General features: G+C 45.6%; 14 protein-coding genes and 1 tRNA gene. 11 read left to right on the top strand and 4 right to left on the bottom strand.

Features of this window, described 5'->3' with window-relative positions; genetic code table 11:
• Positions 1 to 16 precede the first annotated feature (16 nt).
• Both A3773_RS12855 and A3773_RS12860 read left to right on the top strand, forming a co-directional pair.
• Positions 17 to 1,636 carry an ATP-binding protein gene (locus A3773_RS12855; RefSeq protein ID WP_067986640.1) on the top strand — a complete coding sequence of 540 codons (1,620 nt, stop codon included), beginning with the start codon at positions 17 to 19 and terminating at the stop codon, positions 1,634 to 1,636.
• Between the two features lie 4 nt (positions 1,637 to 1,640).
• The gene (locus tag A3773_RS12860; protein ID WP_067986642.1) at positions 1,641 to 2,363 is read left to right on the top strand and encodes a response regulator; all 723 of its coding nucleotides are present in this window, start codon (positions 1,641 to 1,643) and stop codon (positions 2,361 to 2,363) included.
• A 78-nt stretch (positions 2,364 to 2,441) separates the two neighbouring features.
• Here the strand turns inward: A3773_RS12860 and A3773_RS12865 are convergent.
• The 4 genes from A3773_RS12865 to flgA all read right to left on the bottom strand — a co-directional run bounded on the left by A3773_RS12865 (position 2,442) and on the right by flgA (position 4,240).
• Positions 2,442 to 2,518 (bottom strand) — tRNA-Arg (locus tag A3773_RS12865).
• Positions 2,519 to 2,597: 79 nt separating this feature from the next.
• Entirely contained in the window at positions 2,598 to 3,083 is a 486-nt protein-coding gene (locus A3773_RS12870; protein ID WP_067986645.1) for a flagella synthesis protein FlgN, read from the bottom strand.
• Between the two features lie 9 nt (positions 3,084 to 3,092).
• Positions 3,093 to 3,404, bottom strand: coding sequence for a flagellar biosynthesis anti-sigma factor FlgM (gene flgM / locus A3773_RS12875; protein ID WP_067986647.1), 312 nt, complete (start codon positions 3,402 to 3,404; stop codon positions 3,093 to 3,095).
• A gap of 140 nt (positions 3,405 to 3,544) precedes the next feature.
• Positions 3,545 to 4,240, bottom strand: coding sequence for a flagellar basal body P-ring formation chaperone FlgA (flgA, locus tag A3773_RS12880; RefSeq protein ID WP_067986649.1), 696 nt, complete (start codon positions 4,238 to 4,240; stop codon positions 3,545 to 3,547).
• An 83-nt stretch (positions 4,241 to 4,323) separates the two neighbouring features.
• On the opposite strand from flgA, the gene A3773_RS12885 reads away from it, so the two are divergent.
• The 9 genes from A3773_RS12885 (at position 4,324) to flgH (ending at position 12,361) form a co-directional block, all read left to right on the top strand.
• Positions 4,324 to 5,259, top strand: coding sequence for a chemotaxis protein CheV (locus tag A3773_RS12885; RefSeq protein ID WP_067986651.1), 936 nt, complete (start codon positions 4,324 to 4,326; stop codon positions 5,257 to 5,259).
• Between the two features lie 32 nt (positions 5,260 to 5,291).
• Positions 5,292 to 6,140: a CheR family methyltransferase gene (locus tag A3773_RS12890; protein ID WP_067986653.1), complete on the top strand. Its 849-nt coding sequence runs from the start codon at positions 5,292 to 5,294 to the stop codon at positions 6,138 to 6,140.
• Between the two features lie 326 nt (positions 6,141 to 6,466).
• Positions 6,467 to 6,865 carry a flagellar basal body rod protein FlgB gene (gene flgB / locus A3773_RS12900; RefSeq protein WP_067986658.1) on the top strand — a complete coding sequence of 133 codons (399 nt, stop codon included), beginning with the start codon at positions 6,467 to 6,469 and terminating at the stop codon, positions 6,863 to 6,865.
• A 2-nt stretch (positions 6,866 to 6,867) separates the two neighbouring features.
• Positions 6,868 to 7,302 (top strand): flagellar basal body rod protein FlgC, encoded by a 435-nt coding sequence (flgC, locus tag A3773_RS12905; RefSeq protein ID WP_067986660.1) that lies wholly within the window; start codon positions 6,868 to 6,870, stop codon positions 7,300 to 7,302.
• A gap of 31 nt (positions 7,303 to 7,333) precedes the next feature.
• Complete coding sequence (locus A3773_RS12910) at positions 7,334 to 8,032, top strand: flagellar hook assembly protein FlgD (protein WP_067986662.1); 699 nt, start codon at positions 7,334 to 7,336, stop codon at positions 8,030 to 8,032.
• 10 nt (positions 8,033 to 8,042) lie between these two features.
• A complete protein-coding gene (locus A3773_RS12915; RefSeq protein WP_067986664.1) occupies positions 8,043 to 9,971 on the top strand; it encodes a flagellar hook protein FlgE in 1,929 nt (642 codons plus the stop codon).
• Positions 9,972 to 10,108: 137 nt separating this feature from the next.
• Positions 10,109 to 10,852, top strand: a complete 744-nt coding sequence (locus A3773_RS12920) for a flagellar basal body rod protein FlgF (RefSeq protein WP_067986666.1) — start codon at positions 10,109 to 10,111, stop codon at positions 10,850 to 10,852.
• Between the two features lie 20 nt (positions 10,853 to 10,872).
• Complete coding sequence (flgG, locus tag A3773_RS12925) at positions 10,873 to 11,658, top strand: flagellar basal-body rod protein FlgG (protein ID WP_067986669.1); 786 nt, start codon at positions 10,873 to 10,875, stop codon at positions 11,656 to 11,658.
• A 25-nt stretch (positions 11,659 to 11,683) separates the two neighbouring features.
• Complete coding sequence (flgH, locus tag A3773_RS12930) at positions 11,684 to 12,361, top strand: flagellar basal body L-ring protein FlgH (RefSeq protein WP_067986671.1); 678 nt, start codon at positions 11,684 to 11,686, stop codon at positions 12,359 to 12,361.
• Positions 12,362 to 12,365: the final 4 nt, after the last annotated feature.

Genomic DNA, 12,365 nt, shown 5'->3' on the forward strand with positions numbered 1-12,365 from the left:
TTTTCTGAGTGTCTGTATGAAGTTACTGGGCAAGCTAAAACTTAAAAGCCGCATGATTCTTATTTTGGGCGTTATGGCATTGGTGCAGACCGGCTTTATTGGTGTATTTGCCCTGCATTACCTGCATGAGTCCTTAGGTGAGCAAATTGGCCAACACGCGCTTAATGTTGCGAAAACCATTGCCAGCACCCCACAAATAATCTCAGCGGTTCAGCGCCATGACAGCGAGTTTCTTCAGCCCCTTAGTCTTATTTTTGCCCAGCAGACCCACGCTAGATTTGTGGTCATAGGGGATAAAAACGGCGCTCGTCTCGCTCACCCTAAAGCGGAAAAAATTGGTCAGCTCATGTCTGACGATGAGGGTGATAAGAATATACCGGTGCTGGTGGATGGCGAAGGCTATATCTCTAAAGCCAAGGGGAGTCTGGGGTGGTCAGTACGTGGTAAGGCCCCGATTTTTAATGAAACAAAAGACGTTATAGGGGTGGTGTCCGTAGGTTACCATCTTGATCATGTTGAGTTGATTATTCTACGTTATAAATTAACCCTTATATTTGTCATACTCGCGTCCTTTCTGTTAAGTGCGGGCATTGCGGTTTGGTTTGCAAACCACTTTAAACAGGCCATATTCGGCTTGGAGCCTGAGCAGATTGCCTATTTGTTTGATGAGCAAAAAGCGACCCTCGAGTCTATTCGTGAAGGGATTATTGCCATCAATAGCGAAGGGGTCATTACCACGATAAACCGAGCCGCAATAGAGACGCTAGGGCTGCCTGAAAATAGAGAGTTGACCGGATTACCTATTGAAGATGTGTTACCTGACAGTGCTATGCGAGAGGTGCTAGAAAGTGGAGCGCCGCAGTTTGATAGGGAAGTCTGGCGCCATGATCATAGTATTATTGCGAACCGTATACCGCTAAGGCAGGGTAATACCATTACCGGCGTTGTATCGAGTTTTCGCCGTAAAGATGAGTTAGCACTCGTGAGCAGAAAGTTAACCCGTATACAGCAATATGCCGATAGTTTACGTAGTCAGTCTCACGAATACTCTAACAAACTGCATACGATCGCGGGCCTCATTCAGATTGGGGCCACGGATGAGGCTTTGGTTTTAATTGGACAGGAATCACAAAGTCACCAAGAATTGATTAACCTCCTGATCGAATCAGTCCCTGACCCGATTTTAGCGGGTTGCCTCTTAGGTAAATATAATCGAGCAAAAGAGCTGAATTTGACGTTGGTTATCGATGCCGAAAGTCATATGGCAGCGTTACCCGAAAGCCTACCGAGAGAGCACTTAGTGAGCATTATCGGTAATCTGATTGATAATGCGCTCGAAGCAACATTGGAGGGGCGCGGGCCCGGTGGGCAGGTGTTCCTGAGTATGACAGACCTAGGTAATGAACTGATTTTTGAAATAGAAGATCAAGGTGCGGGTATTGATGATCAAATCAAAGATAAGATCTTTGAAAAAGGGGTCAGTAGTAAAGCAAATATAGGTCATGGGTTTGGCTTACATCTTGTTCAAAGCCTGCTGAATGAGCTAGGGGGGACGATCACGGTTGAGCCAGCAGATAATCAGGGAAGTCGCTTTATTGTCTATATCCCAAAACAACAGACGCTAACGCAAGTATAAAAATATGAATAAGATTCGGATTGTTATAGCGGAAGATGACCTGCAGATTGCAGAGATCCAAAAACGATTTCTCCAGCGGATAGACAATGTTGAGCTGGTGGGTGTTGCCCATGGGCTGGAAGAAGCTGAGGACTTAGTGGATGTGTTACAGCCGGAACTCCTGTTGCTAGATATACAATTTCCAACCGGCACGGGTTTAGACCTTTTGCGTAAGATGCGAGCGAGCGGTAGCAAAGTGGATGTGGTTTTAATCACAGCGGCCAAAGAGGTTGGAACGCTACGTGCAGCGCTGCATGGTGGTGTGTTCGACTATATTATTAAGCCTTTGGTGTTTGAACGCTTAAAAGAGACGTTGGATAACTACCAGAAGCATTTAAATACACTGCAATATATGGCGCAGTTTGCCCAAAGTGATGTGGATAATCTTATGCCGAGGGGAGGCTCTACCGATCCTCAAGAGGATGTTACGCTTGCTGAGAAAAGGCTGCCTAAAGGTATCGATGGGTTGACACTGGACACCGTGCAAAAGGTTTTTCGGTCGGACGATCGTCCACTCAGTGCCGAAGAGGTAGGCGAACTTATTGGCGCCAGCAGAACGACTGCACGGCGCTATCTAGAGTACCTAGTGAGTAATGAAGAGTTACATGCAGAAGTAAGCTATGGCACGGTTGGGCGGCCTGAGCGACGCTATCGTCGAATCGATAAAGAGCAAGAGATCGATCAATAGGGGTTAGGGCTTTAATCCATGGCGTTGTTTATTATCTTGTGCTCAAGGTGACGTGAGACGGGGGGTATTAGAGGTTAATGGTGTCCCAGAGAGGATTCGAACCCCTGGCCTGTCCCTTAGGAGGGGACCGCTCTATCCTACTGAGCTACTGGGACTGAAGTAGGTGTGAAATTCTGCGAGATTCTAGCGCTAATTTTGTTAAGAGTCACTAGCTAGGGGTGGTATTGCGGTTGTTTAGGCTTTGCCAATTCTGTTTTGTGCTTTATAGAGCCCAGAGCTACCTGCTTTGTTATAGAGCTGATCTTGTTTTTTGTGACCGCGCACGATGGCCAGTAACTGGGTTACGTTTTGTTGGCTGCGGTGAATCGCTTGTTCGTTGCGTTTGTTTTTCTGCTGCAGCTCTTTTAGGTGTTGCTTGATAACCACGTAGTGCTCGGCTGTGACGCGTTGAGATGGATTCTCCTCGACTGCGTCTGGTAACCCGTAATCCCCAATCTCTGTGTTGTAACCAAATGATTTAAGGAGTTCTACGCGTTCAAGCGTAAAGTCGTGGAAACGGTTTAGGAGGGCCATCTTTTCTTGCGTGGTATCGCTGAGGCGATCAAGGTCTTTACTACTGAGCGCTTCAAGCTCTTTGTCGTAGATTGAGTTCAGCGATTCTAAAAGTAAAATACCCTGCTCTAGCAGGGTATTAAGTTCTGTTAATTGCTGTTCAGTCATGTCAGGGCTTTAAAGTAGGTTGTCGAAATTAAGCATTTTTTCAGCCACGCGTTCAGCGTTAATCTGATAGGTACCGCTTTCTATTTCCTGTTTGAGTCGCTCGACACGTTCATTGTCCACATCAGGTGTATTCGACAATTGTTTTTCAACATTCTGCAGTAACTGAGCTGCATTGCTGAGATTAACTGTATCACCTTTATTGGACGGGGACTGCTGCACAGAAGCACCGTTGCCATTTTTGGCAGCGTTACTTTGTTCGCTAGTCCGTGCACGAGTGTTTGCCGTCTGAGATGATGACAGGCTCGTGAGATCATTAATCATTTATCCGTCCTCAATACTGTATCTGAACTTACTTATCGGCGGCTCTATATAGAACTTTAAGAAAAACTTAAGTTATTTTCTTAAAAAATATTAATCACAGTATAGCAGTTGCAGAATAGCCCATCCACTTAGGATTGAGACTAAGGGGCTTGTACTAAACCGGCTTGGATGACTTTAGCTTTAATGACAAAACCTGAGCGATCGTTTCTGACTTTAATTTGCTCGCCTAGGCTTCCGTTTTCAAGTGCGGTACCTGATGTACGAATACTTACACCGTTGCGTTTTGCTTCTATAATCAGTGCGTCCCCTTTGGAAACCGCCAACGGGGGTTTGAGCATCGTCGCGGTAATGACGGTGTCGGCAGCAATGCTACGTTTGCTTGTCCAGCCTAGGATTGCGTTGGTGTCAGTGAAATAAGGCGATCTTAATGAGGTTAAATCGACCTCTTTGATCTTAATGTCCTGTATGCTGATATATGTGCCACGGGGTAAGCTTGATTTGGCGACGACAGCGAGGCCAAACTGTTTTATTTCGGCTGCGACAAAGAGCTGCCAAAGGGGCGACGGACAGCGTGCCCTCAGTGTTATACGGCTACCGCTTCCCTTAGGTGTTTGAAATTCATAGGGTAGTAGGCAGGTTTTTAGTTTGATTTTTCTGCTAATCGGGTTAAGTTTGACCTCAATGCGTGCATTGGGTGAACTGTTTTTGTAGTGTTCGTGTAGATACTGTGTCGCTGCGTGTTCGAGTTTATCTGTTTCATTGGCAGCAAAAAGGCTGATGGGAAACAAAAGAAAAGTGGTTAGTAAGAAAAGTCGTGTTAAATTATAAGTATTCACGTTGTGTCACTAACATCTTGGGTGGCGTTATTGTGTGTAATATAAAAATAGAATTGCTTTAATCTCTACGGGATTGTTAGATCATGTCAGGTATCCTAGATAGTGTAAACCTACGTACTCAAATGGTAGGCCAGAACAGGCTTGAACTATTGTTGTTCGCTTTAGAAAGTGATCAGCAGTACGGTATTAATGTGTTCAAAGTACGCGAAGTTCTGCAATGCCCTAAACTCACGGAAGTCCCTAGGCAGACGTCTGCTATTAAAGGTATGGCACATATTCGCGGAGAGACAATCCCTGTATTGGATCTGTCTGAGGCGATTGGCCGTGACGCCGTGCCTAAAGACCAGCGCCTAGAGTGTTTTTTGATTGTTGCTGAATATAATCGGCGGACGTTGGCGTTTTTGGTGCGCAAAGTAGACCGCATCCTTAATACACAGTGGGATCAGATTATGGCGCCGCCGACAGAGATCGGTGTCGAGAATTATTTGACCGCTATTTTTGAGTATGATGGCCGCCTGATTGAGATTTTAGATGTCGAGCAGATACTGGCGGATCTCTACCCTATGCCTACTGAAGTTAGCAAAGAAGTGGCTGATGATCAGGTTCGAGAAAAAGCAAAAGACTATCAAATACTGATAACGGATGACTCCTCTGTCGCACGTAATCAGATGAAGCGAAGTCTGGAAGGACTTGGGATCAAAGTAACGTCTTGTAATAATGGTCGCGAAGCATGGGATTACCTCTGTGATATGGCGGATCGAGGCGTGGATGTTACAACGCATTTTTTGATGGTTATCTCCGATATAGAGATGCCTGAAATGGATGGTTATACCTTAACGTCGATGATTCGTGATGACGAGCGTATGAAGAGTATGCATGTTGTGTTACACACCTCACTGTCCGGTGGTTTCAACGTTTCGATGGTTAAAAAGGTAGGGGCCGACGGCTTTCTTGCTAAATTTAACCCAGATGACTTAGCGACAGCCGTTGTGCAGCGTATTAATCAGGTCGAGCAATAGTTGAGAATGTGGAATAGGAGTTCCTGCTCTTTATGAGTATTACACCTCGGACGGGTTTTACTATAACTGATTCTGATTTCGAGCTATTTAGTCGTTTTCTAGAAGAGACAAGTGGCATATTACTGGCTAAACATAAGCAGTATTTGGTGCAAAGTCGGTTAGGTAAAATTGTTAAAGAGCAGAACTGTCTTAGCTTAAAGGATCTCATCGTTAGGCTAGAGAGCCCGGCCGCAAAAAAATTACGTGAGCAAGTCATTGACGCCATGACAACGAATGAAACGTTGTGGTTTAGGGATGTTCACCCATTCGATATTCTACGGGATCGTATCTTACCTGAGTTGCTAGAAAAGAGTGCGGGCTCTAAATTACGCATATGGTCGGCGGCCTGCTCAACAGGGCAGGAACCTTATTCGATCAGTATGACGTTTGATGAGTTTAGAAAAAAAACACCGGGTAAATCGTTTTCTGAAGAGATTGTCGCAACCGATATTTCAACTCAGGTCTTAGCGCAAGCGAAGCGTGGCGAGTATGAGATGTTGGCGATCGGTCGAGGCTTGTCCCAAGAGCGTTTAACGCAGCACTTTACTGAAACCGCAAGTGGTTGTTGGGCGGTTAAGCCTGATATCAAAGCGCGGGTTCGTTTTCAGAGCATTAACTTATTAGGCCAATATTCCGCTATGGGTAAGTTCGATGTGATTTTCTGTCGTAACGTTCTTATTTACTTCTCTAGTGAGAAAAAAACCGAAATCTTAACAAAGATGCACGGCGTCCTTAAACCGGGTGGTTTTTTGATTTTGGGTGCCTCTGAATTTTTGTCAGGTCTCTCTGATAAATATCAGATGATTCATTGTCGGCCTGGCATTATCTATCAAGCGATCTAAGTTTTTTATAAACATTAAAAAGTAGGTTGTGCTTTAACGCCTGCTTTTTTATCTTCCGCTTTCCGCTTTCCGCTTTCCGCTTTCCGCTTTCCGCTTTCCGCTTTCCGCTTTCCGCTTTCCGCTTTCCGCTTTCCGCTTTCCGCTTTCCGCTTTCCGCTTGTATTTTTTTGCCGGGCGGCAATTAAGGGGTTTTATCTTGCCGGTTCTAGCCGTTGGGATGACTGGTTGTTGGGCGCTATTTTATCTATCTTTTTGTTAAATAAGAACTTTATTGTTTTGGTATGTGTATTGCTTAATAAGATCTATCGATAAAAGGAGATGGTTTTATGGCAATTAGCTTTGATGCAGCGCTGGGTATACATGAAGATGCACTGTTACACCGTGCACGTCGTGCAGAGGTGCTCGCTAATAACATCGCTAATGCTGATACGCCTAACTTTAAAGCAAAAGATATAACGTTTTCTCAGGCGCTTAATAACGCGTCGGACACGATGTCAATTAAACAGGTAGCAACATCGCCGGGGCATCAAACTGCGTTACTTGATCCAGGTATGGCGGCCGAGATGATGTTTCGTATCCCAACGCAGGCTTCGGTTGATGGCAATACGGTTGAGGTTCAGCAAGAGATGGCACGTTACACTGAGAATGCTTTGGGTTATCAAGCCTCTTTCGAATTTTTGAACAAAAAGTTTACCGGGCTGAAATCAGCGATTAAGGGTGAGTAGTCATGTCTTTGAGTAATGTGTTTGGTATTGCTGGATCTGCGATGAATGCGCAAACGATCCGTTTAAATACTACAGCAAGCAACATGGCCAACGCGGAAAGTGTTAGTTCTAGTGTTGATGAAACCTATCGTGCCCGTAAACCTGTATTTGCAGTACAGCAGGCTGATCCACTTGCCGATCCACAAAGTAGTTTTGGACCTGAGGCAGGGCAGGGCGTGCAGGTGTTAGGTATTGTTGAGAGCAAAGCAGATTTGCGTCAGGAATATAATCCATCGCACCCGATGGCGGATGAAAAAGGTTTTGTCTATTACCCTAATGTTAATGTGGTCGAAGAGATGGCAGATATGATTTCAGCCTCTCGCTCATTCCAGATTAATACCGAAATTCTAAATACGGCCAAGCAGATGTTGCAACAAACTATCCGCCTTGGGCAGTAATCAATAAATTAAGACGCGAGGCTAAATAGCCATGAGTACTGTAAGTGGCGTAAATCAAAACGTCTTTGAACAAATTAATCAAACGAATCAGACGTCGAGCACATCGAAAAGTCAGACGGAAGAAGATAGTGATATGTTCATGCGGCTGATGATTGCTCAGCTGCAGAACCAGGATCCTTCTAGTCCTGCTGATACGAGTGACTTCATGCAACAGATCGCCACCATGTCGCAGGTTGAGAGTATCAACCAGCTGAATACATCGATGAATGAGCTGTCGCAGTCTATGTTATCAAGCCAAGCGGCTTTGCAGGCTTCGGCCATGGTGGGTCAATCGGTTTATATTCCAGGTGATACCGGTGAAGTAGGTACACAGGCGAATCCATATGCTCATGGTTCATTTAATTTAGAGACCAGTGCATCGGATGTGCGGATTAAGGTTTATAACTCAAGTGGCTCTCTTGTAGACACTATGCAGCTTGGTTCTGTTGAGCAGGGTGAGCATGAGTTTGCTTGGCAGATGGCGTTTGATGAGGACGGTAATCCTGAGCTACCCGCGGGTGATTATACATTCACGGTCGAACGCTTAGATGATAACGAATACAGCGCCGTAGACACTAATTTGGCCTATCAGGTGAACAGTGTGACCTTGGGTGAGAATGGTATCGGCATGAAAGTTAATACGAATGCTGGCTCTTTTGATGTCAGTGACGTGAAAAAGATCGGCGTGTGAGGACAGGATAATGGCAGGTTTTAATACAGCAGTAACCGGTCTGAAGGCAGCAACAACAGACCTTGATGTAACCGGTAACAATATTGCAAATGCGAGTACGGTAGGTTTTAAATCTTCACGTACAGAGTTTGGTGACATTTATGCGACGGCCGTTGTCGGTGCGGGTTCTTCGAATGTGGCTGGTGCAGGTGTTACCGTTACCGATATCGCTCAGGATTTCCAAGCAGGTACGGTCGAGTTTACTAATAACAACCTTGATTTAGCGATCAATGGCTCAGGTTTCTTTCAGCTTGATGACGGTCAAGGTGGCACAACCTATACCCGTGCCGGTGCCTTTGAGCTAGATAAAGATGGTTTTATGGTGTCGAAAACCGGTAAATACCTACAGGGTTACGGTTTAGATGAAGAGGGTAACCGTTTACCGATTGGTAACTTGGCCGTAACTGAGAAAGAGAGTCCGCCTAAAGCGACGGAAGAGATTGATCTCTCATTTAATATCGATTCCCGGGAAGATTCTGCGACGCTGTTAAATGATTATGACAAAGATGAACCGGGTTCTTTTACGTATAGTACGACGGTTCGAACCTTTGATAGTTTAGGTAATGAGCATACCGTTAAAATTAATATGGCTGAAGCGCGTCCTGTACAAGCTCAGCAGCAAGTTACTTCGTTGACGACTGGGGATACGATCTCGGGTGTTACGGTAACAGCGGCCCATATGGCTGAACTTGCAGGTTATACAGCGGGAGACGTGATCTCTTCGGGTGCATTTTTTAGTGATCTTACCGATCCGGTGACGGGCGACTCCAGAATTGGAAGTGTTGTTTATAATGGACCGAATGATATCACGCTACGGTTTAAATCTGAGTTTCCAGAACCTGATCTAGTACAAATCTCAGGTAGCGCGACGGTTGCTGAAATTGATGAAATTGATGCGAACGAGACTTACACTTTTGCGATTGATAGTGGTGAAGTGCCGTTGGCTGCAGCCGTAGTGCTTGAGGTTGGTGGGATTTCAATCGGCACCTTAGGTGTGGGTTCTACAGCGGATCAGATTGGCCAAGCGATAACGGCAAGTGAAGCGAAAATACTCGATGCTAACCCGAGTGTAGAGTCAGTTATCTACGACAACGTCAACCAAGAAGTTGTTGTGACTTATAAGGCTGAAGCAGGTGATATTACACCTGCTGAAGCCATTTCGATTACAGAAACATCAGGTGTTGCCGCCGGTGCGCCTTTTGAAGCTGCAATTGTGAAAAATGGTGATAATTCATTTGAGGGGGTATACAGAATGTATGCTTACTTGAATGGATCTGAGCAATTAGATATTGGGAAAGAGCTCGATCCGGGTGAAACCGGTACAGGGACTGAGCCAGGCCCTATCTTGATTAAGTTTAATCCATCCAATGGTTTGCTAACGGGTATTAACGGTGATCAGTTCTCTGCCGGCTCTGTTGTGCCAACGATTACGATTACCGGTGCGGATCCAGCGGATTCGACAACCGTAATTGATCTAGATATTGCCAATACAACTCAGTTTGCGTCCTCATCGATTGTTAAAGCATCGACTCAAGATGGTTATACCAAAGGTGATTTGATCGGGGTTACATTTGCGGGCACCGGTGAAATGGTTGCAAGCTTCTCCAATGGTCAGACTCAGGACTTAGGTGTTGTTGCTATCGCGACGTTTGAAAACCAGTCAGGCCTATCGCCGTCAGGTGATACGGAGTGGACGTCGACGCTTACCTCAGGGGATGCGATTGTGAACCCGCCAGGTACGGGCCTTAATGGTACATTGCAATCTGCCGCACTTGAGCAATCTAACGTTGACCTGTCTGCCGAGCTTGTCTCTTTGATTGAAGCGCAGCGTAATTTCCAGGCGAACTCAAAAACCTTGGAAACACTCAATACCGTTACGCAGAATATTTTGCAGATATAAGGTTTATCTCCTTTCTATTAAAGGCCGCTTTTGCGGCCTTTTTTGTTTTTGGCACGTGTGTTGCTATCTATATAACTAGAGAAAAATAAATTCATAGATAAAAACGCGGTTATGCCGCCAAATTCTGGAAGTGATAGATGGATAAGGTTCTTTATTTAGCAATGAGTGGTGCGCGAGAAAATATGCTTGCGCAGCAGTCCTATGCCAATAACCTTGCTAATGCCAACACAACGGGCTTTAAGTCAGATCTTGCTCAAGCCCGCGCTATGCAAGTGTTTGGGGAAGGTTATGCTTCTCGTGTCTATGCCCAAACAGAACGTCCAGCGACGGACCTGACCAGCGGTGCGTTGATTGATACTGGCCGGAAACTCGATGTCGCTATCGCTGGAGACGGCTGGTTAACGATAGTGAGACCTGATGGTACGGAGGGGTATACCCGTGCCGGGTCTCTGCAGATGAATGCCGCTAACCAACTGGTTACGGGCAGTGGTTTGCCGGTGATGGGCAATGGCGGAATTCCGATTACGTTGCCGCCCTTTGAGAATATCGATATTGCAACAAACGGCATTATTACCATTCGCCCAGTGGGGGATAATGCGGTTGAGTTATTGGTCGCAGATCAATTGAAACTGGTGAACCCTGATCCTAAAACCTTATTTAAAGGCACGGATGGTTTAATGACGACAGGGGCTCAAGCTCCGCTGGAACCCGACCCAAATGTCAGGCTTCGAGCAGGGTATTTAGAAACAAGTAACGTAAATGCGGTAAGTGAGTTGACGGGGATTATTACGTCCTCCCGTCAGTTTGAAATGCAAATTAAGATGATGAAAACGGCTGAAGAAAATTCTGAATCTGCCACATCCATTTTGAAACTCTCATAGAACCAATCGAGGACAGATAGATGCACGGTGCACTGAATGTAGCTAAAACAGGTATGACCGCTCAGGATACAAATCTGAAGGTGATATCTAACAACCTGGCAAACGTTTCTACGGTTGGTTTTAAACGAGATCAGGTTGTATTTGAAGATCTAATGTATCAAATTCGTCGCCAGCCAGGTGCGCAAACCGCAGAAGAGGCACAGCTTCCTTCTGGGTTGCAAATCGGTTCAGGTGTTCGAACGGTCGGTACCCAGAAACTGTTTAGTACAGGTGATCTTGAGATAACGGATGAGGCTTTTGACGTTGCCATCAATGGCCGAGGCTTCTTGCAGGTTACCTTACCGAATGGTGATCTTGCTTATACCCGTAACGGGCAGATACACCTTAACTCTGATAATGAATTAGTGTCAGCAGAAGGGTATCAATTAGAGCCTGCGATTACGTTGCCGGGGGAAGTGACAAACTTTTCCATCAGTACTGATGGCATTGTGTCAGTGACGGTTGCTGGAGATTCAGAACCGACTGAAATAGGACAATTGGAACTGGCTGATTTTGTGAACCCTCAAGGGCTTCTTGCTTTAGGGCAAAACCTTTATCAAGAGTCAGCAGCGAGTGGTGGACCTTTAGTGAGTAACCCCGGTGAAAATGGAACAGGTCAGTTAATACAAGGTGCGCTAGAGGGTTCGAATGTGAACTCAGTGCAAGAGCTGGTGGACATGATTACCACGCAGCGTGCTTATGAGATGAATTCAAAAGTGATCTCTACTGCAGATGAGATGCTCTCCTTCGTGAGCCAGCAGCTTTAACTGGACAAAATGAGGTGATATGAACATGAAAAAAATACTTCTAAGTCTTGTGGTGGTTAGTGGGTTATTAACGGGGTGCGTGCAAAAACAGGTGCAGCCTAATAACCCTGAGTACGCGCCTGTTCGCCCACAAGGTTTAACGGATGCACAGCCCGTTAACGGTTCTATCTATAACGCGGCCACCAGTATTAATTTGTATGGTGATGGGCGTGCACATCGTGTTGGGGATATTTTAACGATCGCCTTGCAGGAAAGTACAAGCTCTCAGAAAAGCGCTACAACAGAGATTGATAAAAGCGGCACCACCTCGTTAGAGCAAGCAACGGCGTTTGGTTCACCTGTAACGGCGTTGGGTAAGCCAGTTAGCTTTACGCTACCGTCGACAACGACTGCGTTTGAAGGTGAAGGCACGTCCGATATGAGTAATAACTTAACTGGTAATATTACCGTCACCGTGCATGATGTTTTGCCTAACGGGGTATTAATCGTTAAAGGTGAAAAGTGGTTAAACCTTAACCAAGGTGACGAGTATATTCGGATTAGCGGTATGGTTCGCCCACAAGATATAGGGTCTGATAATACGGTTGAGTCGACAAAATTAGCCGATGCACGTATCGCGTATAGTGGTACGGGTGCCGTCAATGATTCCAATGTAATGGGGTGGATGTCTCGCTTCTTTATTGGCGCGTTAATGCCGTTTTAAGGGG

The sequence above is a fragment of the Neptuniibacter pectenicola genome, assembly GCF_001597735.1.
GTDB lineage: Bacteria > Pseudomonadota > Gammaproteobacteria > Pseudomonadales > Balneatricaceae > Neptuniibacter > Neptuniibacter pectenicola.